Source organism: Massilia sp. CFBP9012 (assembly GCF_034045115.1).
In the GTDB taxonomy this organism is placed as follows: domain Bacteria; phylum Pseudomonadota; class Gammaproteobacteria; order Burkholderiales; family Burkholderiaceae_D; genus Telluria.
Window position 1 is genome coordinate 221,473 of the sequence record NZ_JAXCWM010000009.1, and the last position, 26,977, is coordinate 248,449.

Consider the following 26,977-nt stretch of genomic DNA (forward strand, 5'->3'; position numbering starts at 1 on the left):
CGACAACACCCACAATAAATTAAAGGAGACACCACCCGATGACATCTCGACGCGATACGCTGAAACTGCTTGGCACGGCGGCCGGCGCCATGCTCGCCCCCCACGTACTGGCCGCGCAAGACGCCGGTCCCGCCCTGAAGGACCTGGCCAAGGCCAAGGGCATGCGCTTCGGTAATGCCATCGGCTTGCTGGAAGACCAGGACACCCGCAAGAGTTTCCGCGACCCGGCCTACCGCGCGCTGATGGCGCGCGAGTGCAATATGATCGTCGCCGAGAACGAGACCAAGTGGCAGGCCTTGCAACCGAAACCGGGCCCCTACCAATGGGGACCGGCCGACGAGATGTTCGCCTGGGCGCGCAAGGAAGGCATGGCGATCCGCGGCCATGCCCTGATCTGGCAGGATCCGAAGTGGCTGCCCGCCTGGGTGAACGCACTGGACCTGAAATCCAAGCCGGTCGCCCACGCCGAAGCAATCCTTCGTGAGCACGCCAAGACGGTCTGCACGCACTTGAAGGACGTGATCAGCCACGACGTCGTCAACGAGGCGGTGTCGCCCAAGGACGGCAGCCTGATCCAGAACGTGTTCACCAAGCGCATGGGCGCTGTCGAACAGATCGAGTTCGCCTTCCGCCAGGCCCACGAGCACGCGCCGAAGGCGCAACTGGTGTACAACGACTTCATGGGCCCCGGCCTGGGCGACGACGCCAAGCACCGCGCCGGCGTATTGAAACTGCTGGCCGAGCTCAAGAAGCGCGGCGCCCCGATCCACGCACTGGGCCTGCAAAGCCATGTCAGCGCGGGCGACATGATGTCCGGCCCCGCCAACGCGGCGGTGTTGCGCGAATGGCGCAAGTTCCTGGACGAGGTCACCGGCATGGGCCTGGACCTCCTGATCACCGAGTTCGACGTCAACGACAAGGCCTTCCCCGCCGATTTCGCCAAGCGCGACGCGGCCACTGCGGCGCTGGCGCGCGACTATCTCGACGTGACCCTGAGCTATCCGACCTGCCGCGATTTCCTGCTGTGGGGCATGGCCGACCACGTGAACTGGCTGCAGGTCTGGGCCGACGCCAAGCGCCCGGACGGCCTGGCGCAGCGTCCGACGCCTTACGACAGCCAGTTGCGCGCCAAGCCGATGCGCGAAGCCATTGCCGCTTCGCTGCGCGCGATGCCGATGCGTAAAGCCTGATTCTTCGCCTTCAGCACCAAAAAAAAGGGCAGTCCGCATAATGCGGACTGCCCTTTTCAGTTAACGCGTCCCGACGCTTACAGGCGCGGACTTTGCTGCGGCCCCAGGTAGCTTGGCTTGAGCCCACCCGCATCGAGCACCAGCTTCTGCACCACCAGGCCCGGATCGAGCGCCCAGAATTTCAGTACATGCCTGCCCGGCTTGGCGAGTACGTGTTCGGTCGTGAACACTGCCGCCCCATCCGACACGATCTTTTCCCAGAACTGTTCCGACTCGTCCGCATGCACATTGACGATCTGCGGCGCCTCGTCGTCGATCGACACGGCGTAGCGGAAGCCGGCGCCCGGCTGAAACTTGAGGGTCGGCGCGAGCGTCACCTGCAATGTCACCTTGCCGCTGCTGACCGTGTTGACGTCGTACTCCAGGCGCATGCCCTGCTTCACGTCCAGCGCCGCAGCGGTCACCGGCATGGTCGTCACGCCGGCATCGGTGCGGCCATGGCCAGGAATCCTGAGCCAGCTGCGGCCCTCGGGCGCCAGCGCACGGGTGTAGTTGGCGGCCTCGATCGACACCACGCCGCCGGCCTCGACGAAGCCCTTGGCGCCTTTCGGCATGTCCGCCCGGCGCAGCGGCACATTGACCAGCACGCGCGTATCGTTCGGCCCGGTGATGGTCAGCACTGCCGGCTGCGGCTTGGCTGGCACCTTGTCCCAGCGCACATCGACGGTCACGCGCTGCTCGCCCGTCACCTTGCCGCTCGCCTGGCTCACCGCCACCCAGGGCTGATTGGACTCGATGCGGTAATCGAACGGTGCGCTGCCACGGTTGAAGATGTCGAGGTAGTGCGATTTCTTCACATAGGGATCGAACGTCGGCAGGTCCAGCGCCTTGAGACCGTAGGCGCCCCAGGCCTTGGCGCTGCCCTCGACCGCCACCGACATATTGGCGCCAGGCGGCACGTCGATGCGGTGCACGGCCGGCAGCACGTTGGCGCGCGGTTGCTCCCAGTTGACGTAGCCGAAGCGGGTCTGCGACATCATGTGGTTCCACTTGCCGCCGCCAATCGCATGGTATTGGCGCGCCAGTTCGACGTCGTTCTTGTACAGCGCCTGCACACGCTCGGCCATGTCATTGGTGGTGGCGCGGAACTGGGTGGCGTAGTGGTGGTTCTGGCCGGCCGCCACATACAGCTCGTTCATATTGGCGGACGCCGCGACCGGATACTGCACCAGCTGGAAGAAGGCGTCGCGCTGCTCGGGGCGCAGCTTGGCCACCACCTTGCTCGCGCGTTCGGCCAGCGCCGCATAATCGCGCGCGATGCGGCCCGCCTCGTCGTAATTGAGCACGCTATAGGTGCCTGGCTCGAGCTGCTCGGGCTTGCGGCGACCGTTGAAGCGGGTGTAGCCCTCGACCAGCTCGGCGATCTCCACCGCATGCTCGGCGCCGAACTCGCGCGTGGCCCACAGGCGCAGGTACTCCGGCAAGCGCTCGGCCGGCCAGGCCGCCGGGTTCCAGGCGTAGGTCAGGAAGAATTCGATCGGCACTTCCATCGGCTTCAGGTCGCCCACGTTGACGATCCACATGCGCTTGGCGTCGTACTGCCAGGCCAGGTGCATCTGTTCCCAGATCTTCGGGATCGGCGTCACGTTCAGCCATTTATACGAACGCGGGCCGCCCACGTAATCGAAGTGGTAGTAGACGCCGGCGCCGCCCGGACGCGCGCGTTCCTCGGGCGTCGGCAGGCGGCGGATATTGGCCCAGTTGTCGTCGCACCAGAGCAGCAGCACGTCGTCCGGCACGCGCATGCCCTTCTCGTAATAGCCCTGCACTTCCTTGTACAGCGCCCACACCTGTGGCACTTCGCCCGCCGGCTTGCCGGTATCCTTTTCGATCATCGCGCGCTGGTCGCGCACGATTTTCTCCAGCAGGTCGACGTTGTCGTCCTCGGACATCGGCTCGTCGCCGTCGCCGCGCATGCCCAGCGTGATCACGCGGTCCTGGCCGTGCGAGTTGCGCAGGCCCTGCTTCCAGAACTCCTGCAGCCCGGCGGCGTTCTTGCTGTAATCCCAGGCGCCCTTGCCGAAGCGCGCCCACTCGTCGTGCGCGCGCATCATCGGCTCGTGGTGCGAGGTGCCCATGATGATGCCCATCTCGTGGGCCAGGCGGCCGTTTTCCGGATCGTCGGCATAGAAGGCCGTGGGCGGCCACATCGCCGGCCACAGGTAATTACCGCGCATGCGCAGCACGAGCTCGAATACCTTTTCATAGAAACGGTGGTTGAAGCCGCCGTACTTCTCCTTGGCCCAGTTGGTCAGCGCAGGCGCTTCGTCGTTCAGGAAGATGCCGCGATACTGCACCACGGGAGCGTCGCTCACCTTGGTGCCCTGCGCAACGGACAGCGTGGCCTGGCGCGCCGGGACCACGTCGGCCCACCACTTCCAGGGAGACACGCCGATCTGCTCCGACAGCGTATATACGCCGAAGATGGCGCCGCGCCGGTCGCTGCCGGCAACCACCAGCGCGCGCGCCACGCCCGGCATCGGGTTGGCCACGGCCTGGATCAGGAAACCTTCCCATTTACCGCGAATGGCGGCGGCGTCGATCTTGCCCTCGGCGGCGAGGCGATCGACCAGCGCGCTTTTGCCCAGGGTGCCGACGATGACCACGCTGTCGGTCGCGCTGCCGGCGCTGTTGGCGAGGACGGGCTTGGCGCCGGTGACCAGCGCGATGTCGCCCTGCAGGTCGGCGACGGCGCGCCGCACGCCCGCATCGTCGTTCGGGTCGACCAGCAAGGGCGCGGCGCGGCCCTTGTCCGCCAGCACCACGGCTTGCGGGCCGGCCTCAAAGCGCACGATCTGGCGCTCGCCCAGCGCCCAGGCCGATGGCGCGGCCAGCACCGCGCATAGCGCCGCGCATAGTCCCACCCCTGGCGCGAGCGCGCGCCGGAACAGCTTCATTGTCAGTGTCATGAGCTTGCTTGTCTCCTGTTTGTTATGGTGCATCGCGCGCTGTAATAACAATTTATAACATTTAGTGTTAGCGCGATCATTCGAGTATAGGTTTGACGATTCTTTCTTGTCAATTCCAGAGTCGCCAAGTCGGGATCACAGGGCGGCGGGTGTAAAATGCCGCTCTTTTCATTCACACCGTCACCCATCCATGAAGCCCGCCCGCATCCTGACCTTCAAGTGCGCCAAGTGCACCAAGCCGGTCAAAGTCTTCCTCCAGAAAGTGTCTGCCTGCTCGCACATCCAGCCTTACCAGGGCATCTGCGCCTGCGGCGAAGTGAAGCGCCACGCGACCGGCAGCCCGGACGCGGTGAAGTCCTATATCGAGTCGCTTGATACCAACTGGCATCACCATCACTGATATGACGACGCGCATCGAATGGGTCGAAGGCGGCGAGACGCGCTCGGCGCTGTGGCGTTCCGAGAGCGGCTGGCCCGCGCCGAAGAAAGTGGTGCTGGCCGACGACACCATGAGCGCCGACGCCGCCTATCGCCTGGCGCTGGACGGCACCGCCCTGCTCTGGCGCGGCGACTTCCAGAATGCACGCCAGTTGCTGCAGGCGCTGGTGCGCCGCATCGAGCACAAGGGCGAACGCGGCCGCCGCGCCAAGCCCAAGGCGCCGGCCACGCCGACCGAAGCCTTCCACCGCCACCGCCTGACCCAGCTCCAGCGTGCCCGCACGCTGGCCATGGTCCTGATCCCGTTCGAGGCCGACCATGGCATCCCGCTGCGGCGCGCGCCGGATGCGCGCCTGGCCTGCCTGGAGGCATATGGCCCGGCCGCCGAACCCTATGTGGCTTCGCTGCGCGAGCTGCTCGGCGTGATCGGCGCCCATGAGTGGCGCCGCAAGGGCGTCATGATTCCCGCGCTCGACGACCGCATCCACCCCTGGTATGGCGTGTTCTCACCGGTGCGCGGCGAATACGTCGAACTGGTGGCGCAGGCGCCGCTGCTTGCGGGCGCAAAACTCGCCTTCGACGTCGGCGCCGGCACCGGCGTGCTGTCCGCCGTGCTGGCGCGGCGCGGGATGCAGGTGGTCGCCACCGATATGGATGCGCGGGCGCTCGGCTGCGCGCGCGAGAACATCGCGCGGCTCGGCCTGGCCGCGCAGGTCGAGGTGGTGCAGGCCGACCTGTTCCCGCAAGGTCGCGCGCCGCTGGTGGTCTGCAATCCTCCCTGGCTGCCGGGCAAACCGAGTTCGGCGATCGAATATGCGATCTACGATCCGGACAGCCGCATGCTGCGCGGTTTCCTCGGTGGACTGAAGGAGCACCTGGAGCCCGGCGGCGAAGGCTGGCTGATCATGTCGGATTTCGCCGAACACCTGGGCTTGCGCAGCCGCGAGCAGTTGTTGGGCTGGATCGGGGACGCGGGGCTGGAAGTCGTGGCGCGCCACGATACGCGCCCGGTTCACCCGCGCGCCAGCGATGCGGACGATCCGCTGCATGCGGCGCGTTCGAAGGAAGTCACGTCGCTGTGGCGCCTGCGCGCTGCTGACTGAAGCAGTCTTATTAAAGCAGTCCTATAGCGGCAACTTGCGCACCTCGGTCTCGCCGGGAGCCAGCAAGTTGCCGTCCTCCCCCACCGGCGCCATGCGCCGCAGGGGCTGGCTGGTCTTCTTCTCGACCAGATCCGAATGCGCCTCACCCGGCGCGAACAATTCCAATTCTCCCCACTGCCTCAACGCCACCACGACCGGGAATAGCCGCTGGCCGCGCTCGGTCAGCACATACTCCTGATAGGCGCCACCCTTTGCCGTCGGCTGTGCAAGCAGGATGCCGGCCTCGACCAGTCGCCGTAAACGATCGGCAAGAATATTGCGTGCGACACCCAGGTTGCGCTGGAAGTCGGTAAAGCGGCGCATCCCGTCGAAGGCGTCACGAACGATCAGGAGCGACCAGCGGTCGCCGATCAGGTCGACCGACCTGGCCACTGGACATGGTTCGGCATTGATGGCTTCTTTTTTCGTCATAGTGGTTGCATTTTAAAACCACTTTAGCTACGCTTCAACTGGTTTTAATTTGCAACCAGATGGAGAATCATGGCGTCGAGTTCACGTATTTCCACCCCGCTATTGGCCATCGCCGCCGGCATGAGCGTCGCCAATGTCTATTACGCCCAGCCGCTGCTGGACGCCGTCGCGCGCGACTTCGCGATTCCCGAGGCGGCCCTCGGCGGCATCGTCACCGCCACCCAGTTGGGCTGCGGCCTTGCGCTGCTGTTCGTGGTGCCGCTGGGCGACCTGCTCGAGCGCCGGCGCCTGATGCTGGCGCAAGCCCTGCTGCTGGCAGCGACCCTGGCCGCCGTCGCCATCGTGAACTCGGCGCCCCTGCTGCTGACGGCCATGCTGCTGACGGGACTGCTCGGCACCGCCATGACCCAGGGCCTGATCGCCTACGCGGCCAGCAGCGCGGCAGAGCATGAGCGCGGCCGCGTGGTCGGCGCCACCCAGGGTGGCGTCTTCGTCGGCCTGCTGCTGGCGCGCGTGGTGGCGGGCGGCATCGGCGACGTGGCGGGCTGGCGCGGCGTATATCTATGCTCGGCCGGCGCCATGCTGTTGCTTGCGGCGCTGTTGTGGCGCCGGTTGCCTAGGCTGGAACGCAGCGGGACGGACATGTCCTATCCCGCCCTGATCGCCTCGATGCTGGACTTGCTGCGGCGGCACCGCGTGCTGCAGGTGCGCGGCGTGCTCGCTTTACTGATGTTCGCAGCCTTCAATGTGTTCTGGAGCGCACTCGTGCTGCCGCTGAGCGCGGCGCCCTACTCTTTCTCGCACACAGCCATCGGCGCCTTCGGCCTGGTCGGCGCGGCCGGCGCGCTGGCCGCCACGCATGCGGGCCGCCTGGCGGATCATGGTCTCGAACGGCAGGTCACGCTGGGCGCGCTGCTGTTGCTGCTGCTGGCCTGGCTGCCACTGGCGTTGATGCCGGTCTCGCTGTGGGCGCTGGTCATCGGCATCGTGCTGCTCGACCTTGGCGGGCAGGCGATCCACGTCACTAACCAGGGCATGATCTTTCGTACTGGCAGCGAAGCGCATAGCCGGCTGGTCGGGGCCTATATGTTGTTCTATGCGGTGGGTAGTGGGCTGGGTGCGATGGCGTCGACCCAGGTCTACGCCTATGCGGGCTGGACCGGCGTCTGCCTGCTGGGCAGCGGCATCAGCCTGGCTGCGCTCTCGTTCTGGGCAGCAACGCGAAAGATGAGCGCGTAGTAGAGATTGTGGTGGCTCAAATTAACTTAGGCCCCCACCTCCGTGGGGGCGACTGTCGCCATTGGCGACAGTCGATTGCAAATACCCGCTGAACGCGCTATACTATCGTTCTCAGACGCGGGGTGGAGCAGTCTGGCAGCTCGTCGGGCTCATAACCCGAAGGTCACAGGTTCAAATCCTGTCCCCGCAACCAAATTCAATACAAAGCCCGACTCAACGAGCCGGGCTTTTGTTTTCTGCGGCAGAAAATGCAGAGGGCAGAGGATGAGAGACAAGAAAGACAACGCAACGTTCGACCTGCCCGGCTTCGAGCCGGCCGCGCCGCTCGTTTCGCTGCCTGGCTCCAGTCCCGAGCACCAATCGGTGCCCAAGCGCACCGGCCCTCGTCCGCGCCGCATCGCGCTCAAGCAAGAGCAGCTTCGCCTGCTCGATGAAACCGACACCACCGGCCTGCCCGTCTGGAAGCGCGACGACAAACTCGACCTGACCGGCCTGCCGGTCTGGGCGCCCGATTCCGAATAGCCCGGCCCTGCCGGCTGGAGGCTTAGCCATGCAATCCGACTCGTTCACCTCGCTGTCCCTCGAACCGCGTTTCCTCGCCAACCTGGCCACGCTCGGCTATCACCACATGACGCAAGTGCAGGCCGAGACCCTGCCGTCGGTGCTGGCCGGACGCGACCTGATCGCCCAGGCCAAGACCGGCAGCGGCAAGACCGCGGCCTTCGGCATCGGCATCCTGAACAAGCTCAATCCGGCCTGGTTCGCGGTGCAGGGCCTGGTGCTGTGCCCGACGCGCGAGCTGGCCGACCAGGTCGCGGGCGAATTGCGGCGCCTGGCGCGCGGCGTCGGCAACGTCAAGATCCTGACCCTGACCGGCGGCGTGTCGATGCGTCCGCAGATCGCTTCGCTCGAGCATGGCGCCCACATCGTGGTCGGCACCCCGGGCCGCATCCGCGACCACCTGGGCCGCGCCACGCTCGACCTGTCGAAGGTCCAGACCCTGGTGCTCGACGAAGCCGACCGCATGACCGACATGGGTTTCTATGACGAGATCGCGGGCATCGTGTCGGCCACGCCGGTCCATCGCCAGACCCTGCTGTTCTCGGCGACCTACCCGGACGACATCCGCTTCGCCACTGCCGGCTTCCTGCGCGACCCGCTCGAAGTGAAGGTCGAGGGCCAGCACAGCCTGGAGGCGATCGACCAGCGCTTCTACGAGATCGGTTTCGAGGGCCGCGAGGAAGCGGTCGGCCGCCTGCTCAAGGCGCATCGCCCGGTGTCGGCCCTCGCCTTCTGCAATACCAAGGCGCGCTGCCGCGAACTGGCCGACAGCCTGCAGGCGCAGGGCTTCTCGGCGCTGGCGCTGTACGGCGAACTGGAACAGCAGGAACGCGACGAGATCCTGGTGCTGTTCAGTAACCGCAGCTGCTCGGTGCTGGTGGCCACCGATGTCGCCGCGCGCGGCCTCGACATCGCCGACCTCGACACCGTGATCAACGTCGACGTCTCGCGCGATCCCGAAGTCCACGTGCACCGCGTCGGCCGCACCGGCCGCGCCGGCGCGAGCGGCATGGCGCACACACTGGTGGCGCCGAACGAAAAGAAATGGGTGCGCCTGGTCGAGGAGTACCAGAATCAGGAAGCGATCTGGGAAACCCTCGACGCGCTGGGCGAACACCAGGAACCGGCCGCGCAGGCGCCGATGGTGACCCTGTGCGTGGCCGCCGGCAAGAAGGCCAAGCTGCGTCCCGGCGACCTGCTGGGCGCGCTGACCGGCGACGCCGGCCTGACCCGCGAGCAGGTCGGCAAGATCAATATCGGCGAGTTCAACAGCTATATCGCGCTGGAGCGCACCGTGGCGGAGGCCGCGGTCGCGCGCCTGGGTCAAGGCGATGCGCCTGGACCGGGCTTCGGCGCCATCAAGGGCCGCTGGTTCAAGATGCGCTTCGTGGAAGTCTGAGCCTTTACATAGCTCACGCGACAAGCACCGCGCACGGTTGAGCGGGACAGCGCCATCCCCGGCGCAATTCTGGCATTATTTGCAATAAATAAATAATCACCGGACGCCCCTCCAGCGTCCGGCACGATGCCATGATGAGTTCCGACACCGCAACACAGCAGCTCGACGGCCGTACTGTCCGTGAAATCGTCGAGCACAACCACGAGATGGTCAGCGAAGCCTGGTGCCGCCGCATCGTGCGCCAGGTGCTGCAATCGCTCGAAGTGCAATACGGCATGCGCATGCCGCACCGCCTGATCACGCCCGACACCCTGCTCATCCTCGATTCGGGCGATCCGATGCTGCTGCCCAGCTCGGACCAGGAACCGGATCCCGAGTCGCTGCCCGAAATCGAGGCGCGCGACATGCATGACCTGGCCGCCGTGGTGCACTATGCGGTGACGCTCGACCTCGTTCCCACCACGCCGCTGCGCGGCCGCCCGCTCGGCGACTACAGCGAGTCCTTCATCGAAGCCATCGACCGCTGCCTGGCGCCCGATCCGGCACTGCGTCCGCATACCATCGAACAGATGCGCGAGCTGCTGGGCATCGTGGTGCTCGCGCCGCCATCCGCGGCATTGCTGCCGCCGGAGGAAGACGATGCCGCGCCCGTGCAAGCGGCAGCGCCCGCCGATGTGCCAGTGGCGCCGGTCGTCACGCCCGCACCGCCTGTGGCGCCGGCTCACCTGCCCCGGACCCGTTCCGCGCCCGACCCGGTCGCGGCCCCTGCCGCCACCGAACGCCCGCGGCGCTGGCTGTTGATCGGCATCCTCGCGCTGGTCTTGGCGGCGGCGCTGGTCGCCCTGTTCGCACTGCTGCGCCAGGCCGACTCCAGCGATGCGCTGGCCCTGTCCGTGCCGCCCGCGCTCGAAGACCCATATAGCGCATCCGAGACGCCGCTGGTGGCGCTGCCCCAGGAACCCGCGGCCCGACTGGAAGGCCCGGTGATCGACGAGAGCGCATCCGGTGCGCCGGTCGCCCCGCCACCCGCGCCGGACGCCGCGGTGCCGCCCACCGCGGTCCAGCTGGCGCCCAGGGGCACGCCGCCCGAGGCGGCCGTCGCCGGCACCACCTATACCCTGGCGGTCAAACCCTGGGGCACGATCGTCGTCGACGGCGTCGAGCGCGGCGCCAGCCCACCGCTCAGGCGCATCACGCTGCCGCCGGGCGAGCACACGATCCGCATCGTCAACCCGGGCTTCCCGGAACACACGGTCACCGTGAACTCGGTCGAAGGCCAGACGGGAACGATCGAACTTGATTTCACCGAGGAGGATGCACCGTGAGCATCGCAACCATGAGCCGGGCGGCTGTGCTGGCCACGCTGGCGTTAACGCTGTCGGGCTGCGCCCAGTTCGGCCCCATGTTCGGCGGCCAGGAGAAAGCCCGGCCGCATCCGCGCGCCGACGGCGCCCAGCCACGCAACCAGCGTGCCCAGCGCGCGCAGCAGCCGAACCGCCCTGCCGCGCCGGCGTCCAACCGCGACGACGTCGCGCTGCGCGAAGGGATCGCCCTGTACGACAAGGGCGACTACGACGGCGCGATCCGGCGCCTGAACGGCAGCGACATGAACGGCGCCGGCCAGCGCGAACGGCTGACCGCCCTCAAGTACACCGCCTTCAGCTATTGCGTGACGGGCCGCCAGGCGCTGTGCCGCCAGACCTTCGACCGCGCTTTCAAACTCGATCCGTCCTTCGATCTCGGTCCGGGCGAGCATGGACACCCGCAGTGGGGACCGGTGTTCGCGCAGGCGAAACAGACGGTCAAACGCTGAACCCTAGACCCGGATGTGCGCCACATAGGTCGGCGCCCTGCGCCGCCTGCCGGCCTGCTCGTAGGCATAGGCCATGGCGATCAGCGCCGGCTCGCTCCAGGCCTTGCCGACGAAGGACAGGCCGATCGGCAGCCCGTGCAGCAGGCCTGCCGGCACCGTGACGTGCGGATAGCCGGCCACCGCCGCCGGCGACGAAAAGCTGCTGCCGTAATGGTCGCCGTTGATGTAGTCGGTGAGCCAGGCCGGTCCGCCGGTCGGCGCCACCAGGGCGTCGAGCTTGCGGTCGCGCAGCACCTGTTCCAGCCCCTTGTCGCGCGCATAGCGCCGGTTGTTGGCCAGCGCCTTCACGTAGTCGCGCGCTTGCAGGCCGCCCTTGGACTGGGCCGCGATCAGGTGCTCCTGGCCGAAGTACGGCATCTCCCGCTTGGCGTTGCGCACATTGAAGTCGATGATGTCGGCCATGGTCTTGACCGGCGCGTGCGGCGCATAGGCCGCCAGCCAGGCCTCGAGGTCGGGCCGGAATTCATGCAACAGCACCGTCAGCTCGGTCTCGCCGTACTTGTCGCTATTGGGGATCGTGACGTCTTCCAGGATCGCGCCCTGCTCTCTCAGCAAGGTCAGCTCCTTCTCGATCAGCGCATTCACCCCTTCATTGGCGCCGAAGAAGTCGCGCGCCACGCCCAGGCGCTTGCCGCGCAGGCCGTCCTTGCGCAGGAAGCTCGCATAATTGATGCGCGGCGCCTTGGCGCTCGCGCTGTCTTGCGGATCGGGGCCGGCCAGCGCCCCCAGCAAAAAGGCGGCGTCGGCCACGCTGCGCGTCATCGGGCCGGCCGTGTCCTGCGAGTGCGCGATCGGGATGATGCCGGCGCGGCTGACCAGACCCAGGGTCGGCTTGATGCCGACGATGCCGCAGCTGGCGCTGGGCGAGACGATCGAGCCATCGGTCTCGGTGCCCACCGCCAGCGTGGCCAGGCTGGCCGCCATGGCCGCCGCCGATCCGGAACTCGAACCGCTGGTGTTGCGGTCGAGCGCATAGGGGTTGCGGGTCTGGCCGCCGCGCGCGCTCCAGCCGCTGGTCGAGCGCACCGAGCGCATATTCGCCCATTCCGACAGATTGGTCTTGCCCAGGATGACGGCGCCGGCATCGCGCAGCCGCGCGACCAGATGGGCGTCGCGGGCGGCGCGCACGCCGTCCAGCGCCAGCGAACCGGCGGTGGTGCTCATCTTGTCGCCGGTGGCGATATTGTCCTTCAATAGCACCGGGATGCCGTGCAGCGGGCCGCGTAGCTTGCCGGCCTTGCGTTCGCGGTCGCGCTCGCGGGCGATCTCAAGGGCGTCGGAATTGAGCTCGATCACCGAACGCAGGCGCGGACCGGCGCGGTCGACGGCCTCGATGCGGGCCAGGTAGCGCGTGGCGAGCCCGTGCGCTGTCAGCTTGCCGGCACGCATGGCCTGCTGCTGGAGCTGTACGCCGGCGTCGAGCATCGGGTCGGGCTTGAACTTCGCGGAGGCCTTCGCTGCAGGCGCGGCCAGTGCCAGGCCAGATGTCCCCGCGGCCGCGCCGGCCGCCAAACCCAGTCGTACAAAATCCCTGCGCTCCATGCCCCGCCACTCCATATATTACAAAGCATTAGCATAGCAGCACGACGGCCTCTACCCCAGCACTTCTGTGATACACAAAACCACTTACAGATCACGTCATCATATATTGGACAAACCCAGCCCCAGCCTTCACCCTGATGCCATCATTGTTTTTCACGCATTTTTCAAATTCTGCAGGAGCATCGCATGCCGACCTACCGTTCGCACACCACCACCCAGGGCCGCAATATGGCCGGAGCCCGCGCGCTGTGGCGCGCCACCGGCATGAAGGACGGCGACTTCGACAAGCCGATCATCGCCGTCGTCAATTCCTTCACCCAGTTCGTGCCCGGCCACGTGCACCTGAAAGACCTGGGCCAGCTGGTCGCGCGCGAGATCGAGGCGGCCGGCGGCGTGGCCAAGGAATTCAACACCATCGCGGTCGACGACGGCATCGCCATGGGCCATGGCGGCATGCTGTATTCGCTGCCCTCGCGCGACCTGATCGCCGACTCGGTCGAGTACATGGTCAATGCCCACTGCGCCGACGCCATGGTGTGCATCTCGAACTGCGACAAGATCACGCCCGGCATGCTGATGGCCGCGATGCGCCTGAACATCCCGACCGTGTTCGTCTCGGGCGGCCCGATGGAGGCCGGCAAGGTGATCAAGGTGGTCAACAACGAGCGCAAGGTGATCAAGCTCGACCTGATCGACGCCATGATCAAGGCCGGCGACGCCAGCGTATCGGACGCCGACGTGGCAGAAGTGGAACGCTCGGCCTGTCCGACCTGCGGTTCGTGTTCCGGCATGTTCACCGCCAATTCGATGAACTGCCTCACCGAGGCGCTCGGCCTGTCCTTGCCGGGCAACGGCACCATCGTCGCCACCCACGCCGACCGCAAGGAACTGTTCCTGCGCGCCGGACGCCTGATCGTCGACGCGGCCAAGCGCCACTACGAAGGCGACGATTACTCGGTGCTGCCACGCTCGATCGCCACCAAGGCCGCGTTCGAGAACGCGATGGCGCTCGACGTCTCGATGGGCGGTTCGACCAATACCGTGCTGCACCTGCTGGCCGCCGCCCACGAGGCCGAAGTCGAGTTCACGATGGCCGACATCGACCGCATCTCGCGCCAGGTGCCCTGCCTGTGCAAGGTGGCGCCGATGACCGATAAATTCCACATCGAGGACGTGCACCGCGCCGGCGGCATCCCGGCCATCCTGGGCGAGCTGGCGCGCGCCGGCCTGCTCGACACCTCGCTGCCGACCGTGCACAGCCCCAGCATCGGCGCCGCCATCGAAAAATACGACATCAAGGTCAGCGACGACGCCGACGTGCACCGCTGGTTCCGCGCAGCGCCGGGCGGCGTACCGACCCAGGTGGCGTTCTCGCAATCGGAACGCTACGAACAGAACGATCTGGACCGCAGCAGCGGCTGCATCCGCGACCGCGCGCACGCGTATTCGCAGGATGGCGGTCTGGCGGTCCTGTACGGAAACATCGCCGAGAAGGGCTGCATCGTCAAGACCGCCGGCGTGGACGAAAGCATCCTCAAGTTTTCTGGCAAGGCGCGCGTGTTCGAGAGCCAGGACGCGGCGGTGGAGGCGATCCTGGGCGACACCGTGCATGCGGGCGACGTCGTCATCATCCGTTACGAAGGCCCGAAAGGCGGGCCGGGCATGCAGGAGATGCTGTACCCGACCTCGTACATCAAGTCGAAGGGCCTGGGCAAGGCTTGCGCGCTGTTCACCGACGGGCGTTTCTCGGGCGGCTCTTCAGGGCTGGTGATCGGCCACGCCTCGCCGGAGGCAGCGGAAGGCGGCGCCATCGGGCTAGTGGAAGAAGGCGATATGATCGATATCGATATCCCGGCGCGCACCATCAACCTGCGCGTGACGGCCGAGGAGCTGGCGCACCGGCGGGCGGCGATGGAAGCGCGCGGCAGCGATGCCTGGCAGCCGGTCGGGCGCGAGCGTTACGTGTCGCAGGCGCTGCAGGCGTATGCGGCGCTGACCACCTCGGCCGATCGTGGGGCGGTGCGCGACTTGTCGCAGCTGCGACGTTGACAGCGCACGTATAGGGAATACGGCAGGGCAGAAATGCCGTTCAGTCGAACTGGACGGCATTTTTCTTTGGCGCTGTTCATGTTATTTCGGCACACGGCTCGAATCGATCTGCTTTGACTGCGGCCACCAGCAATTGGCCACGGCATCGGCGGCATCGTCGAACGTGGCCAGCCAGGCCCGTGGCTGTGAGCGTTCCTGAAGGCCCGGCGTGACGCCACGCAAGGCGCGGCGAACAATGTATCGACATCCAGACTGTCCGCGGCGCCGCCTCAAAATGACCGGCGGTACTGAGACCGGGCTGGGCTGGGAAGGTTCGCAGAACCGCAAGTGACCCGTCTTTCGTGCGAATATGCTATGCATTCTTTCCCTGCAGCATCTTTTTGGTGAATGTTATATGATTGCTCGTGGGCTAATTGTCGGAAGGCAAACAGCTGATTTCCATCGATCCTTCGCGGGCTCTCAACAGGCATGTCATGACCGAACACCAACCCGGCGCCGTCGTCAACGAACACTACCTCGACAAGGTGCTGGCGCTTTCCGAAGAAGTCGGCGTCACCGCGACCGAAGACATCTACGATACCCACGGTAACAAGTTGCTGGCAAAGGGCGCACAGGTATCGCGCCGGCTGCAGGAGCGGCTGATCGTGCACCGCCTGCGCAAGCCGATCGAATCCTGCATTGCCGTCGATGGCGCCGTCGACGCGCGGACACTGGCCGGCTGTGCCGCACGCGCGGTCGAGGAATCCGCCGCGCTGGGCGCCATCGTTTCGCTGTCGGGCATCAACGACGGGACCCTGCGGCGTGAACTGGACGCGCTCGAATTCTCCGCGCCGCTGGCGATGATGCTGACCATGATCGACCGCAACGACTCCTCCGGGCTGCGCCATGTGGCCGAGGTGGCGACGCTGGCGCTGGCATTTGCCGCGCATGCCGGCCTGGGAACGGACCTGCGCCGCACCAGCGCCATGGCCGGTGTACTGCACGATATCGGCGAGCTGTACATCGACCCGAAGCTGCTGCGCGCCACCCACGTGCTGGCGCCGGAGGAATGGGCGCACGTCATCGTCCATCCGCAGATCGGCCGCTTGCTGATCCAGGATCTGGGCGAATGCCCGCCAGCAGTCGCAATCGCAGTCGCGGAGCATCACGAGCGCCTGAACGGCACCGGTTACCCGCGCGCCATGGTGGTCGGACAAAGCAGCACCGCCGGCCAGCTGGTCGCAGGCGCCGAACTGATTGCCGGTCTGCTGCACGAACCGAATCCCCTGCAGCGCGCCGACATGGCGCTGAAGGTCGTCAGCGGCGAACATCCGCGCACCATCTCGGCCCTGATATCGCAGGCCAGCCGCAAGCTCGGCGGCGATGACTTCGGACTGGAAATAACGAGCGTCCGCGAAGACGACATCATTCGCCTGTCCGAACGGATGGGCGAGGCGACCGACATGGCAGCCGAGATCGCCCGCAGCGGCAAGGTCGCGCCCAAGCACCTCGACCTGTTGCTGCGCACGCGCGAACGGCTGGCGCTGGTGCAGCGCGCCTTCATAGCCACCGGCCTGGACATGCGCATTGCGGTCACCGAAGGGGCGCCGCCCAGCGCCGCCGAGATGTTCGAAGGCGAACTGGCGCTGCGCGAGATTACCTGGCGCGTGCGCGACATCGGGCGCGACCTGGCGCTGCAGCTGGGGCCCGCGCGCACGTCGATCGCGGGTGTCGAGCACTTGCTGGCGTTGATGTGCTGACGAGGTGGTGCGGCTTAGTGCTGCAACTGGAGGTCGATGGCGGACAGGAGTGGCTGGCGGTATAAGCTTTCCCGGCTTTGCCGCAACCACGCCCGAAGGCTTCCAGGCTGATCCGGCCAGGCTGCCGCCCCCGGGCAGGACGGATCCAGCCGCGTGTCGCCCGATTCACGACTGTGACATCGTGACATTGATGTCGGCCTGGAGCATCGACGGCATGTGCTTGACGAGCTCGTCGATGACGAGGCGTACGCGCATCGGCAGGTAGCGCCCTAGCGGCCACACCGCGTAGACATCGAAACCTGGCCCCCGCAGCGTCGGCAACAACTCGACCAGCAAGCCGGCATGCAACTGGCCGGCAATCAGCCATGACGGCAGCCATGCCAGTCCGGCGCCACCAACAGCGGCAGCGGCGATCGATTCCAGGTCGTCGAAGCGCAACCTTCCCCTGGTCCTGATAGTTCGTAACTGGCCCGATTCGGTAAACAGCCACGGTACTATTCGATCGCCCTTGCCATAGGCCAGCGTGTCATGCGCCGCCAGATCCGCGAGCGTCGAAGGCGCTGTGCGCGTACGAATGTAAGAAGGCGCAGCACACAGCACCATCGTTTGCGCCCCCAGGCGGCGCGCCTTCAGCTCGGCTTCATTGGCCAGTCCTCCGGTGCGGACCACCAGATCGAAGCCGTCGTCCAGCAGGTCAACGGGGCGGTCGGTGAAAACGGCATCGATTTCGAGGCGCGCATATTGTTGCGCGAGTTGCACCAGTAGCGGAGCGACACAATGACGTCCCAGCAGGACTGGAACGCTGATCCGCAGACGGCCCGCCGGCTCGTTCCGTCCACTGTCGAATATCTGCTCGGCCCCCCTGATTTCGGCCAGGGCGCCGGAACAGCGCTCGTAGAAAAGAGCGCCTTCGTCCGTCAGCCTCAGGCTGCGCGTCGTGCGATGGAACAATTGCACGCCAAGCCTCTCTTCGAGCCTGGCCACGGCTTTGCCAACTGCAGAGCGCGATAGCCCCAGCTGTTCCGCCGCCAGGGCGAAGCTGGCGGACTGTGCCGCCTGCACGAATGCGGCGATACCACCCAGTTGATCGCTCATATCACCCAAATCGATGTCGAATAAATGTATCCAGATAGAAGAGAAACATTCACCACTGGATAGTTATTTTCTCTTATACCATGACATTTCGATCCATCAAGGGGAAACCATGAAGACCAAACTGCTGCGCCATGCCGTCCTGGCCCTGGCTGGCGTGCTCGTGACAGCCATGCCGTCCGCGTCCGGACGGGGTGAGGAGGTAGCAATGCAAAAGGCGCAAGCGCCGGGATTTTTCCGCATGCCGGTCGGGCGCCTGACCGTGACGGCACTTTACGATGGCGTTGTCGATATCGATTCCGCATTGCTCGGGGGCGCCAGCAGGCAGGCTATCCAGTCTTCATTGACGCAAGCGTTCATTCCCATCACCGCGCCGGTACCGACGCCGGTCAATGCTTTCCTGATCGATACAGGTAGAAACACAATCCTGGTCGATACCGGCACCGCCAAGCTCTTCGGTCCGCAGCTCGGGCGCATTCTGGACAACTTGCGCGCGGCGGGATATGCGACTGCGGACATCGACACCGTCCTGCTGACGCATCTGCATCCCGATCACAGCGGCGGGCTACTGACCGGGAACGGGAACATGGCCTTCCAGAATGCGCAGGTGTTCGTACCGAAGGCCGATGCGGATTACTGGCTGAGCGAGGCGAGCGAGCGACACGCACGGCCGGACCAGCGCGCCCTGTTCAAGATGTCGCGCGATGCTGTCGCACCTTATCTGGCGGCAGGCCGGCTTACGGTGTTCGAGGGCGACCAGCCACTACGCGACGGCGTCACCGCCATCGCCGCACCCGGCCACACCGTGGGACATACTGCATATCTATTTTCCTCGAAAGACGGCGACCTTCTGGTCTGGGGCGACATCATCCACAATGCTGCGGTCCAGTTCCCACGTCCGGAAGTCTCGATCGAGTTCGACTCGGACCGGCAGCTGGCCGTGAACACCCGGTACAAGCTGCTGTCCTATGCCAGCGCGCGCGGCGTCTGGGTCGCCAGCGCGCACATACCGTTTCCGGGCATAGGCCGCGTAGGTGGCGACAGGTCTTCGATGTATCGCTGGGTGCCGGCCGAGTACCGCTGATGGAAGCAGCCGCAACCCGGCGAAAGGACACCAGTGGTCGGCGGTTCTGGATTTTTTTTGAATGAAAATGGCCCGGACGAAAACTCGACCGGGCCATCGAAACCCTGCCTCAACGCCACACCGTTCTTGTACTGAAGCGGGACTTCCGCTGAACGGCGTGACTGCAAAGGCAGCGTTGTTCTTGATTAGCCAGTGCTTAGTTACGCACCACTTTCTTGTATTCGTTGGTACGGGTGTCGATCTCGATCACGTCGTCCTGGCTCACGAACAGCGGCACCATGATGGTGTGCTGGTGGGCTTCGATGGCGTTCTCCAGCTTGGCTTCTTTCAGGACGTTGCCCGAAGTGTTGCCCTTGACTGCTGGCTCCGAGTAAATGATCTGGCGAGCGATGATGGTCGGCAGTTCGACCGAGATTGCCTTGCCGTCATAGAACACGGCTTCGCATTCCATACCGTCTTTCAGGTAGTGCAGCGCGTCGCCCAGGTTCTCTTCTTCGATCTCGAACTGTTCGTAATCGGCGTCCATGAACACGTACAGCGGGTCGGCGAAGTACGAGTAGGTGACCGGCTTCTTGTCCAGCACGACCACGTCGAACTTGTCGTCGCCGCGGAACACGTTTTCCAGCGGAGCGTTGGTCAGAAGATTCTTCATCTTCCACTTGTAGGTGAAGCCGGTGCGGCTCGAGCCGTTGACGTCGGAACGCAGCACGATGAATGGCTTTTCATCAACCATGATGATGTTGCCAACACGAATTTCTTTTGCGGGTTTCATAGGTATTTTACGTAAAAAGATAGTTGCATTAAATCATCGCGGGCTGGTGACTAGGAGCCTCGGAACCTGCGTTTGATCGTCGGAATCCGTTAGAAACTAACCGGGCATTATACTCGTTTTTCCTGTGCCTGCCCCAGCTCGCACACGAAATCGAGCAGCTTCGTCGCCAAATCGCCATGGCCGGTGACTTGCTCATGCCAGGCTTCGGCCTGCTCCGCGATACGCGGCAGCTCGGCTTCCAGCGCCGTCCAGGCGGCCGCCCAGTCACCAATCGTGCGCGCCCCGTTCCAGCCAAGCATGAAGGCATCCAGCGCTGGCAATCCCTTCGCATAGGCCTGCAGGAAGGCGCGCAGCTTCTTGTGGTGCAGCTGCTCGTCCTGCGGATAGATATGCCAGACGAAGGGGCGCCCCGCCCATTGTGCACGCACCCAGGAATCCTCGCCGCGCACGAAGTTCAGGTCACAGGACCACAGCAGCAGGTCGTAGTCTTCCTGCGGCACGAAGGGCAGCACCTTCAGCGTCAGGGCGCCGCGGGTGGCGCTCGCGCTGGCCGCTGCCGCGCCCCCGAGGAAGGCTTCGACCCGCTCGCGCGCCACGCCCTCGGGCACCAGGCACAGGGTCGGCTGAGCCGCCTCGCGCCAGGTGCCGAACAAGGCATCGACCGGCGCCTCGGGATAACAGAACAGCGACACCTTGCGCCGGGCCGCCTCCTCCGGCGCCACCCCAAAACGGGCGAGGAAGGCGGCAGCCTGGGCCGGATCCTGCTGGAAGGCGCGACGGCGCGCGTCAAGGCCGGCTTCGCGCAGCAGGCCGCCGGTGCGCTCGTTAAAGCCAGGAAAGTAGAAGTGCTTGGTCAGCTTCAGCCTTGGATGCATCGACGGCAGCCGGTGGCAGCCCTCGACCCACTCCTCGGCCGTCAAGCCTTCGTAGTTGATCCATACCGGACGCGGCGTGCGCGCCGCCATCGCCTCGATCCAGGACGGCGGCAGCTCGCAGCCGAAGAACTCGATGACGACGTCGGGAATGTCCTCCACGCCATACACGTCGTCCTGGCCGCGCCAGTGGCGCACCGCGACGCCCTGCACCGCCTGCGCCGCGGCGCCCGGATCGACTTCCGGACAGATGCGGCGGAAACTCGCCAGGTCGTCCACCCACAGCGTGACCGCGACCCCGTGCTCGTGGCGCAACTGGCGCGCCAGGCGCCAGCAGATACCGATGTCGCCGTAGTTGTCGACGACCTTGCAAAAGATGGCCAGCGACGGCGCGGAAGAGTTCTGGAACATGGGTAAACAGTGAGGCCGTCAGGCGGCGGTGGCAGGGGCCGCCATTCTAACGCCATCCGACAAAATATCCCTGAGCACAGTGCAATCCGCGAAGAAATTCGGGCATTTCTGGAGCGCGTCTGCGTTACCGCAATGACCAAAAACGAAGTGCCCACCGACCACCAAGAGCCAAAAACTTCGCCATCGACGCCCGGTCGAACAGCCTACCTGCAGGGAAGGCGGCCTCGATGGCAGCCCTTCCTGCCCTTCGCGTCGCGCCGTCGGTCTTGCGATGGCGCGAACAATGTGAACACGGCCGATCGCGGAAGGCGCCAACCCGCTTCCTGCCTGCCGCGATACGGCCGACTACCTGGAGGAGTTACCATGAACGAGTATCAACAAGCAGGCTATCCACAGCAATTCGGACCACAACAGTTTGCACCGCAATCGCTGGGCAGCATGTTTGGCGCGCCACTGGGTGGCGTGATCGGCCGCGGCATCGGCGGCCTGTTCAACAATGCGGGCCTGGGTGGCCGCATCGGCGAAACGGCCGGCGGTTTCCTGGGTCGTTTTTCACCGCTGTCGGCCGATCCATCGGGCAGCCTCGGCCAGCAACAACTGGACCCGCAACAGCTGCAAGAGCTGCAGCAACTACAGCAGCTCCAGCAGTTGCAGCAGATTCAGCAGATGCAACAGATGCAACAGATGCAACAGCAACAGCAACCGCAGCAGCAAGGCCAGCTGACCCCGCAAGGCGGATTCTTCGGCAACCTGATCAGCACGATCGGCAAGCCGGCCGGCAACCTGATCGGCAATCTGACCGGCAACCGCACCCTGGGCAATATCATCAGCGAAGGCTCCAGCTACGGGCGTTATGTGCCGTTCGGGGCTGACCCGCAGGGCCAGCAACAAGGCCAGCAAGCATCGTCGCCGCTGGTCCAGCTGCAGCAGTTGCAAGTGCTGCAACAGCAGCTGCAACAAACGCTGCAGCAAGTCCAGCAGCAGCAAGCGGTGCTGCAACAACAAGTCGCCCAGCAAGGCGGCCAGCAAGGGGGCCAAATCGCGCCGCAAGGCTGGATCGGCAATGCAATCGCCCAATTCGCCCGCCCGGTCGGCGGCTTCATCGGCGAGCAGCTTGGTAACCAGGGCCTGGGCGCCGCGATCGGCAACGTCGCCAGCCAGCTCGGCCGCTACGTGCCGCTCTCGGCCGATCCCTATGGCCAGCAGCAGTTCGGCCAGCAGTTCGGTGGCCAGCAACTGCCGTATGGTGGCCAGCAACTGCCGTATGGCGGACAGCAGCAGCCTTACGGTGGCCAGCAAACCGTGCATTGAACCAGCCGCCGACCGCTTGACGCGCAAGGCTTGACGCTTATTGCCTGACGCTGACTGTCTAACGCCTATTGTCTAACGACATTGCGCCAGCCTGCCGCAGGCATCCACCTGCGGCAGGCCGGCATTCAGGAGCCCCGCCATGCCGGCATCCCTGCCTCCCACGCTCGGCCGCTACATCGTGCGCGCCGCCAACGATGACAACGCACTTTCCAAGTTTCTCGCAACCCTGGGCACTGAACCAGGCGTGCAATTGGTCGACATTATCGGGCCTTCTTCCGGGCCGCCGCATACGGCCGTCGTTGAGACCGACGCGCCGACCGCCGAGCGGCTGCGGCAACAGACTCTTCACCAGTTAACGATCGAACCGGACCAGCCGCTCTCTCTCTGACGGAGCGGTCCCGGGCAAAGGACATCCCATGCCAAAACATACGAAAGGCTCCGCCGGCGAAGCCCAGGAGACGCCCAACCCGACTCCTGACGGCGCAGGAGCCAAGCGCACTGCGGCTGCAACTGCGGCAGGCGCAATCAATGGCGCCACGGCCATCGCGCACGGCCGTCCGGTCACCGAGCGCAAGAAAAAATACCTGGTCGCGCCACGCGCGGCCCTCACCGGCGCCTTCGGCACCAGCAGCTGGGTCGCACCACTTGGTCTGGCGGCCGTCCAGCAGGCCCTGCACACCCTGCCCGACATCGACGTGGTCGACACCATCGCCACCCGCGGCGGCATGGCGCCGGCCGGCTTCAGCCCCGCCGCCATGGGCGAACCGGCCGATGGCGTGATCGTGGCGCGCATGACCGACCAGAAGGCGGGCGAGCTGCTGCAGCGCGCCCAGGGCCAGCTGCTGGTCGAGCGCGACCAGCACCTGGAACTGCTCGACCCCATGCTGCGCCGCCCGGACCTCGTCAGTTCCCTCACGCCCTACCAGGGACCGCAGGCCGAGCTGCTGCTCGCCGTGGTCGGCAAGGACGGCGCGCCACTGCCCGATGTCGAGGTCTCGCTGTTCGGCGGTGCGCTGCCGAGCTCCGCGGTTACCGGCCCCGACGGGGTCGCCCATCTGCGCCTGTATGGCGAAGACGCGCACGCGATCAGCGGCCTGTACGTCAAGCCGCGCACCGATTACTGGAGCCATTACCAGCGCGACCCCGACCTGAGCCTGGACGAACCGAACGTCGTCATGCTGCGCCCGCTGGCCGATTGGCCCGCCCTGCAGGGCATGCCGCAGCAGCCCGTCATGGGCTGGGGCGCCCGCGCGATGCGTCTCGACCAGGTGCCCCAGCAATTCCGCGGCCGCGGCGTCAAGATTGCCGTCATCGATTCCGGCGCCGCCACCACGCATGGCAACCTCAACCAGATCCATGCCGGCTTCGACGTCGTCAACAAACAGGTCGACCGCTCCACCTGGAACGTCGATACCCTCGGGCACGGCTCGCACTGCGCCGGGGTGATCGCCGCCGCCGATCCGGCCTGGGGCATACGCGGCTTCGCGCCCGAGGCCGAGATCCACGTCTGCAAACTTTTCCCCGGCGGCCAGGTCAGCCAGTTGATCGATGCGCTCGAATACTGCATCGAACAGGGGATCGACATCGTCAACATGAGCCTGGGCGGCGGATCGCCGTCCGAAGCGCTGGAGCGGCAGATCGTGCGCGCCAAGCAGGCCGGCGTCGCCTGCATCGCCGCGGCCGGCAACTCGTCCTCGGCCGTCCAGTACCCGGCTTCCTCGCCGCATGTCCTGGCGGTGGCGGCGATCGGCAAGATCGGCGAGTTCCCGCCCGACAGCTACCATGCCGAAACCATCGGCCCGGACAGCGACATGCAGGGGTACTTTACGGCCAAGTTCAGCTGCTTCGGGCCGCAGGTCGACGTCTGCGCGCCGGGCGTGGCCGTGGTGTCGTCGGTTCCCCCCAATAACTTCGCGGCCTGGGACGGCACCTCGATGGCGGCGCCCCACATCACCGGCCTTGCCGCCCTGGTGCTGGCGCACCGTCCCGAGTTCCAGTCGATGTCGCTGCCGCGCTCGCCAGAACGGGTCGAGCGCCTGTTCCAGGTCTTGCGGATGAGTGCGCGCCCCGTCACGCTGAGCGATCCAAACCGGATCGGCTATGGCTTGCCGGACGCCCTGGTGGCGCTGGGCCTGCCCGTGGCGCAGCCCGGCATGGCGTGGCAAGCTGCGGCCGCCAGTTTCGGTATTCCTGCCGGGATGTTCGCGATGCAGCCAGGCGACGGTGTCCGCCTGGGCATGGGATTGCCAGGCGGTGGCGTGGGCCAGGGTGGAACGATGCAATACCCGTTCGCGGGTTTGCGGCCATCGGGATGGTGATGCCGCCCAGAAGATGACGGAGGCCGGGAAAGCGAACCTGCATGGACTGCGTTCGCAGTGCCACAGATGCAGCGCCCAAAGAAAAACCGGAGCCCCGCTCTCGCGGCCGGCTCCGGCTATCTGTATGGCGTCCCCACGGGGATTCGAACCCCGGTACTCACCGTGAAAGGGTGATGTCCTAGGCCTCTAGACGATGGGGACCTAAAACTGTATTGCGACTACTCTACTACTACTTTGCCCATATGGGCACACTTCTGCCAGCACAATAGAAAAACCGGAGCACCTCTCCGCGCTTGCGCGTTGGTCTACTCCGGTTTTAAGCTGGCGTCCCCACGGGGATTCGAACCCCGGTACTCACCGTGAAAGGGTGATGTCCTAGGCCTCTAGACGATGGGGACCTAAAACTGCACAAAACTTAAACTACCGACTACCTTACCATGCGCCGCCGCTGGCGCGGCGCATTGCCATATTCTTGGCGTCCCCACGGGGATTCGAACCCCGGTACTCACCGTGAAAGGGTGATGTCCTAGGCCTCTAGACGATAGGGACCCTAGTAAATCCAATACTGCTTGTTGCTGTTTTCCATCGTGGTGGAGGTAAGCGGGATCGAACCGCTGACCTCTTGCATGCCATGCAAGCGCTCTCCCAGCTGAGCTATACCCCCTACGAGAAAACAACATTTTACTACACTGCTACTGCTTCGACTAGTGCCGCTTGCGCTGCCTTCGTCCGGTCATTCTTGCCAGTTACCTGGCGTCCCCACGGGGATTCGAACCCCGGTACTCACCGTGAAAGGGTGATGTCCTAGGCCTCTAGACGATAGGGACCGGGAACAACCGCTTACTGCTTTTACTGCTCTACTACCTTACTGCCACTTCAGAGTTGGTGGAGGTAAGCGGGATCGAACCGCTGACCTCTTGCATGCCATGCAAGCGCTCTCCCAGCTGAGCTATACCCCCGCAGTGCTGAAGTGCGAGCATTATATAGGACGACCTTGCATTTCGCAAAGTCCGTTTTTAGCGTTTATGTACAACGCCATTCAACGTTCTTTCTTGCGTAGGGTCGGCGGGTCTTCCCGCCGACCCTACGCCTTCCTGCAGCCCTTGTTACAGGCCCTTCTGCACGCGCGCCAGCACGACGTCACGCCCGAACAGCTCCAGCACCGCATCGATTGCCGGCGTCTGCAGCTGGCCCGTCAACAGCAGGCGCAGCGGCATGGCCAGTTGCGGCATCTTGAGGCTGTGGGCAGCCAGCACTTCCTTGAGCATGGCGGCCAGCGCCGCCTTGTTCCACTCCACCGAGGCGCAGCGCTCGGCGAAGGTGGCCAGCGCGGCGCGGACTGCGTCGGTCAGGTGCAGGGCCAGCAATTCTGGATCCGGCTGCGGATCGCGGTAGAACAGCATCGCGGCATCGGCCAGCTCGTTGATCGTGTTGACGCGCTCCTTCATCAGGCCCAGCACGGTCGGCAGCGCCGGGGCGCCGTCGAAGCGCGCGCCGTCGCGCTCCAGCTTCGGCAGCGCCAGCTGCGCAAGGCGCTCGTTGTCGGTCTGCTTGATATAGTGGTTGTTCAGCCAGCCCAGCTTTTCAGGGTTGAACTGGGCCGCCGATGCGGTCAGGTGTTCCAGGTTGAACCACTCGGTGAACTGCTCCATCGAGAAGATCTCGTCGTCGCCGTGGCTCCAGCCCAGGCGCGCCAGGTAGTTCAGCATCGCTTCCGGCAGATAGCCCTGCTCCGGATATTCCATCACGCTCACCGCGCCGTGGCGCTTGGACAGCTTCTGGCCGTCGGCGCCCAGGATCATCGGCAGGTGGCCATACTGCGGCAGCTCGGCGCCGAGCGCGCGCAGGATGTTGATCTGGCGCGGGGTGTTGTTCACGTGGTCGTCGCCGCGCAGCACGTGGGTGATCTTCATGTCCCAGTCGTCGACCGCGACGCAGAAGTTATAGGTCGGGGTGCCGTCCGGACGCGCGATGACCAGGTCGTCCAGTTCCTTGTTGCCGATCGTGATCGGGCCCTTGACCACGTCGGTCCAGGTCACTTCGCCGTCCAGCGGATTCTTGAAGCGCACCACCGGCTTGACGCCTTCCGGCACGGCCGGCAGGGTCTTGCCCGGTTCGGGACGCCAGGTGCCGTCGTAGCGCGGCTTTTCGCCGGCCGCGCGCATGCGCTCGCGCATCGCCTCGACCTCATCCGGCGAGCAGTAGCACAGATAGGCGGTGCCCGCCTCCAGCATGCCCTTGACCACTTCGCGATAGCGGTCCATGCGCTGCATCTGGTAGAACGGGCCTTCGTCGTGCTCCAGGCCCAGCCACTTCATGCCGTCCAGGATCGCCTGCACCGCTTCCGGCGTCGAACGTTCGAGGTCGGTGTCTTCGATGCGCAGGATGAAGGTGCCGCCGAAATGGCGGGCATAGGCCCAGGAATACAGCGCGGTGCGCGCGCCGCCCAGGTGGAGGTAGCCGGTCGGGCTGGGAGCGAATCGGGTGCGGACGGTCATGGCAGAAAGCAATCAGGTAAAAGAGCGTATTCTACTCCGTCGCCCT

At 65.4% G+C, this 26,977-nt stretch carries 21 protein-coding genes and 7 tRNA genes; 15 read left to right on the forward strand and 13 right to left on the reverse strand.

The annotated features are described in order from the left end of the window. Nucleotides 1-38 precede the first annotated feature (38 nt). Nucleotides 39-1,190, forward strand: a complete 1,152-nt coding sequence (locus tag SOM61_RS16810; RefSeq protein ID WP_147934877.1) for an endo-1,4-beta-xylanase — start codon at nucleotides 39-41, stop codon at nucleotides 1,188-1,190. Nucleotides 1,191-1,267: 77 nt separating this feature from the next. On the opposite strand, the gene SOM61_RS16815 is transcribed toward SOM61_RS16810, so the two are convergent. Then, on the reverse strand, nucleotides 1,268-4,159 hold the full coding sequence (locus tag SOM61_RS16815; RefSeq protein ID WP_320475138.1) for a glycosyl hydrolase 115 family protein: 2,892 nt from the start codon (nucleotides 4,157-4,159) through the stop codon (nucleotides 1,268-1,270). A gap of 190 nt (nucleotides 4,160-4,349) precedes the next feature. Between SOM61_RS16815 and SOM61_RS16820 the strand changes: the two genes are divergently transcribed. Both SOM61_RS16820 and SOM61_RS16825 read left to right on the forward strand, forming a co-directional pair. After that, entirely contained in the window at nucleotides 4,350-4,559 is a 210-nt protein-coding gene (locus SOM61_RS16820) for a hypothetical protein (RefSeq protein WP_147934875.1), read from the forward strand. Between the two features lies 1 nt (nucleotide 4,560). Then, nucleotides 4,561-5,700, forward strand: coding sequence for a class I SAM-dependent methyltransferase (locus SOM61_RS16825; protein ID WP_320475139.1), 1,140 nt, complete (start codon nucleotides 4,561-4,563; stop codon nucleotides 5,698-5,700). A gap of 21 nt (nucleotides 5,701-5,721) precedes the next feature. Here SOM61_RS16825 and SOM61_RS16830 read toward each other — a convergent pair whose 3' ends face one another. Beyond that, on the reverse strand, nucleotides 5,722-6,171 hold the full coding sequence (locus tag SOM61_RS16830) for a winged helix-turn-helix transcriptional regulator (protein ID WP_320475140.1): 450 nt from the start codon (nucleotides 6,169-6,171) through the stop codon (nucleotides 5,722-5,724). A gap of 69 nt (nucleotides 6,172-6,240) precedes the next feature. On the opposite strand from SOM61_RS16830, the gene SOM61_RS16835 reads away from it, so the two are divergent. The 6 genes from SOM61_RS16835 (at nucleotide 6,241) to SOM61_RS16860 (ending at nucleotide 11,183) form a co-directional block, all read left to right on the forward strand. Further along, nucleotides 6,241-7,410 (forward strand): MFS transporter, encoded by a 1,170-nt coding sequence (locus SOM61_RS16835; RefSeq protein WP_320475141.1) that lies wholly within the window; start codon nucleotides 6,241-6,243, stop codon nucleotides 7,408-7,410. Nucleotides 7,411-7,526: 116 nt separating this feature from the next. Next, nucleotides 7,527-7,603 (forward strand) — tRNA-Met (locus tag SOM61_RS16840). A gap of 71 nt (nucleotides 7,604-7,674) precedes the next feature. Next, nucleotides 7,675-7,932: a hypothetical protein gene (locus SOM61_RS16845; protein WP_320475142.1), complete on the forward strand. Its 258-nt coding sequence runs from the start codon at nucleotides 7,675-7,677 to the stop codon at nucleotides 7,930-7,932. A 28-nt stretch (nucleotides 7,933-7,960) separates the two neighbouring features. Further along, nucleotides 7,961-9,370: an ATP-dependent RNA helicase DbpA gene (gene dbpA, locus SOM61_RS16850; protein ID WP_320475143.1), complete on the forward strand. Its 1,410-nt coding sequence runs from the start codon at nucleotides 7,961-7,963 to the stop codon at nucleotides 9,368-9,370. Between the two features lie 131 nt (nucleotides 9,371-9,501). Next, nucleotides 9,502-10,695: a PEGA domain-containing protein gene (locus SOM61_RS16855; protein WP_320475144.1), complete on the forward strand. Its 1,194-nt coding sequence runs from the start codon at nucleotides 9,502-9,504 to the stop codon at nucleotides 10,693-10,695. After that, the gene (locus SOM61_RS16860; RefSeq protein WP_320475145.1) at nucleotides 10,692-11,183 is read left to right on the forward strand and encodes a TssQ family T6SS-associated lipoprotein; all 492 of its coding nucleotides are present in this window, start codon (nucleotides 10,692-10,694) and stop codon (nucleotides 11,181-11,183) included. Before SOM61_RS16855 ends, SOM61_RS16860 begins: the two co-directional genes overlap by 4 nt. A gap of 3 nt (nucleotides 11,184-11,186) precedes the next feature. On the opposite strand, the gene SOM61_RS16865 is transcribed toward SOM61_RS16860, so the two are convergent. After that, nucleotides 11,187-12,785, reverse strand: a complete 1,599-nt coding sequence (locus SOM61_RS16865) for an amidase (protein WP_320475146.1) — start codon at nucleotides 12,783-12,785, stop codon at nucleotides 11,187-11,189. A 186-nt stretch (nucleotides 12,786-12,971) separates the two neighbouring features. On the opposite strand from SOM61_RS16865, the gene ilvD reads away from it, so the two are divergent. Then, on the forward strand, nucleotides 12,972-14,834 hold the full coding sequence (ilvD, locus tag SOM61_RS16870) for a dihydroxy-acid dehydratase (protein ID WP_320475147.1): 1,863 nt from the start codon (nucleotides 12,972-12,974) through the stop codon (nucleotides 14,832-14,834). A gap of 473 nt (nucleotides 14,835-15,307) precedes the next feature. Beyond that, nucleotides 15,308-16,573, forward strand: a complete 1,266-nt coding sequence (locus SOM61_RS16875; RefSeq protein WP_320475148.1) for an HD-GYP domain-containing protein — start codon at nucleotides 15,308-15,310, stop codon at nucleotides 16,571-16,573. A gap of 165 nt (nucleotides 16,574-16,738) precedes the next feature. Here the strand turns inward: SOM61_RS16875 and SOM61_RS16880 are convergent, their stop codons facing one another. Next, complete coding sequence (locus SOM61_RS16880; RefSeq protein ID WP_320475149.1) at nucleotides 16,739-17,668, reverse strand: LysR family transcriptional regulator; 930 nt, start codon at nucleotides 17,666-17,668, stop codon at nucleotides 16,739-16,741. 109 nt (nucleotides 17,669-17,777) lie between these two features. Here SOM61_RS16880 and SOM61_RS16885 point away from each other — a divergent pair, with 109 nt between their 5' ends. After that, nucleotides 17,778-18,749 carry an MBL fold metallo-hydrolase gene (locus SOM61_RS16885; protein WP_320475150.1) on the forward strand — a complete coding sequence of 324 codons (972 nt, stop codon included), beginning with the start codon at nucleotides 17,778-17,780 and terminating at the stop codon, nucleotides 18,747-18,749. Between the two features lie 196 nt (nucleotides 18,750-18,945). On the opposite strand, the gene SOM61_RS16890 is transcribed toward SOM61_RS16885, so the two are convergent. After that, nucleotides 18,946-19,521: an elongation factor P gene (locus SOM61_RS16890; protein WP_123072262.1), complete on the reverse strand. Its 576-nt coding sequence runs from the start codon at nucleotides 19,519-19,521 to the stop codon at nucleotides 18,946-18,948. A gap of 107 nt (nucleotides 19,522-19,628) precedes the next feature. Continuing rightward, a complete protein-coding gene (gene earP, locus SOM61_RS16895) occupies nucleotides 19,629-20,804 on the reverse strand; it encodes an elongation factor P maturation arginine rhamnosyltransferase EarP (protein WP_320475151.1) in 1,176 nt (391 codons plus the stop codon). A gap of 363 nt (nucleotides 20,805-21,167) precedes the next feature. Between earP and SOM61_RS16900 the strand changes: the two genes are divergently transcribed. The 3 genes from SOM61_RS16900 to SOM61_RS16910 all read left to right on the forward strand — a co-directional run bounded on the left by SOM61_RS16900 (nucleotide 21,168) and on the right by SOM61_RS16910 (nucleotide 24,433). Further along, nucleotides 21,168-22,115, forward strand: a complete 948-nt coding sequence (locus tag SOM61_RS16900; protein WP_320475152.1) for a hypothetical protein — start codon at nucleotides 21,168-21,170, stop codon at nucleotides 22,113-22,115. Between the two features lie 139 nt (nucleotides 22,116-22,254). After that, nucleotides 22,255-22,503 (forward strand): hypothetical protein, encoded by a 249-nt coding sequence (locus tag SOM61_RS16905; protein ID WP_320475153.1) that lies wholly within the window; start codon nucleotides 22,255-22,257, stop codon nucleotides 22,501-22,503. Nucleotides 22,504-22,531: 28 nt separating this feature from the next. After that, entirely contained in the window at nucleotides 22,532-24,433 is a 1,902-nt protein-coding gene (locus tag SOM61_RS16910; RefSeq protein WP_320475154.1) for a S8 family serine peptidase, read from the forward strand. Nucleotides 24,434-24,558: 125 nt separating this feature from the next. Here the strand turns inward: SOM61_RS16910 and SOM61_RS16915 are convergent. From SOM61_RS16915 to gltX, 7 genes are all read right to left on the reverse strand, one after another. Beyond that, a tRNA-Glu gene (locus SOM61_RS16915) sits at nucleotides 24,559-24,634 on the reverse strand. Nucleotides 24,635-24,755: 121 nt separating this feature from the next. Continuing rightward, nucleotides 24,756-24,831 (reverse strand) — tRNA-Glu (locus tag SOM61_RS16920). A gap of 75 nt (nucleotides 24,832-24,906) precedes the next feature. Then, a tRNA-Glu gene (locus tag SOM61_RS16925) sits at nucleotides 24,907-24,982 on the reverse strand. Nucleotides 24,983-25,021: 39 nt separating this feature from the next. After that, nucleotides 25,022-25,097, reverse strand: a tRNA-Ala gene (locus SOM61_RS16930). Nucleotides 25,098-25,184: 87 nt separating this feature from the next. Continuing rightward, nucleotides 25,185-25,260 (reverse strand) — tRNA-Glu (locus SOM61_RS16935). A gap of 56 nt (nucleotides 25,261-25,316) precedes the next feature. Beyond that, nucleotides 25,317-25,392 (reverse strand) — tRNA-Ala (locus tag SOM61_RS16940). 147 nt (nucleotides 25,393-25,539) lie between these two features. Beyond that, entirely contained in the window at nucleotides 25,540-26,931 is a 1,392-nt protein-coding gene (gene gltX, locus SOM61_RS16945) for a glutamate--tRNA ligase (protein ID WP_320475155.1), read from the reverse strand. Nucleotides 26,932-26,977: the final 46 nt, after the last annotated feature.

Bases quoted from the DNA above. Each gene is read 5' to 3' on its own strand.
- SOM61_RS16885 (WP_320475150.1), top strand. From the start codon at position 17,778: ATGAAGACCAAACTGCTGCGCCATGCCGTCCTGGCCCTGGCTGGCGTG.
- SOM61_RS16825 (WP_320475139.1), top strand. From the start codon at position 4,561: ATGACGACGCGCATCGAATGGGTCGAAGGCGGCGAGACGCGCTCGGCG.
- SOM61_RS16875 (WP_320475148.1), top strand. From the start codon at position 15,308: ATGACCGAACACCAACCCGGCGCCGTCGTCAACGAACACTACCTCGAC.
- earP (WP_320475151.1), bottom strand. From the start codon at position 20,804: ATGTTCCAGAACTCTTCCGCGCCGTCGCTGGCCATCTTTTGCAAGGTC.
- SOM61_RS16880 (WP_320475149.1), bottom strand. From the start codon at position 17,668: ATGAGCGATCAACTGGGTGGTATCGCCGCATTCGTGCAGGCGGCACAG.
- SOM61_RS16855 (WP_320475144.1), top strand. From the start codon at position 9,502: ATGATGAGTTCCGACACCGCAACACAGCAGCTCGACGGCCGTACTGTC.
- ilvD (WP_320475147.1), top strand. From the start codon at position 12,972: ATGCCGACCTACCGTTCGCACACCACCACCCAGGGCCGCAATATGGCC.
- SOM61_RS16830 (WP_320475140.1), bottom strand. From the start codon at position 6,171: ATGACGAAAAAAGAAGCCATCAATGCCGAACCATGTCCAGTGGCCAGG.
- dbpA (WP_320475143.1), top strand. From the start codon at position 7,961: ATGCAATCCGACTCGTTCACCTCGCTGTCCCTCGAACCGCGTTTCCTC.
- SOM61_RS16900 (WP_320475152.1), top strand. From the start codon at position 21,168: ATGAACGAGTATCAACAAGCAGGCTATCCACAGCAATTCGGACCACAA.
- SOM61_RS16845 (WP_320475142.1), top strand. From the start codon at position 7,675: ATGAGAGACAAGAAAGACAACGCAACGTTCGACCTGCCCGGCTTCGAG.
- SOM61_RS16820 (WP_147934875.1), top strand. From the start codon at position 4,350: ATGAAGCCCGCCCGCATCCTGACCTTCAAGTGCGCCAAGTGCACCAAG.
- SOM61_RS16865 (WP_320475146.1), bottom strand. From the start codon at position 12,785: ATGGAGCGCAGGGATTTTGTACGACTGGGTTTGGCGGCCGGCGCGGCC.
- SOM61_RS16910 (WP_320475154.1), top strand. From the start codon at position 22,532: ATGCCAAAACATACGAAAGGCTCCGCCGGCGAAGCCCAGGAGACGCCC.
- SOM61_RS16815 (WP_320475138.1), bottom strand. From the start codon at position 4,159: ATGACACTGACAATGAAGCTGTTCCGGCGCGCGCTCGCGCCAGGGGTG.
- gltX (WP_320475155.1), bottom strand. From the start codon at position 26,931: ATGACCGTCCGCACCCGATTCGCTCCCAGCCCGACCGGCTACCTCCAC.
- SOM61_RS16835 (WP_320475141.1), top strand. From the start codon at position 6,241: ATGGCGTCGAGTTCACGTATTTCCACCCCGCTATTGGCCATCGCCGCC.
- SOM61_RS16905 (WP_320475153.1), top strand. From the start codon at position 22,255: ATGCCGGCATCCCTGCCTCCCACGCTCGGCCGCTACATCGTGCGCGCC.
- SOM61_RS16810 (WP_147934877.1), top strand. From the start codon at position 39: ATGACATCTCGACGCGATACGCTGAAACTGCTTGGCACGGCGGCCGGC.
- SOM61_RS16890 (WP_123072262.1), bottom strand. From the start codon at position 19,521: ATGAAACCCGCAAAAGAAATTCGTGTTGGCAACATCATCATGGTTGAT.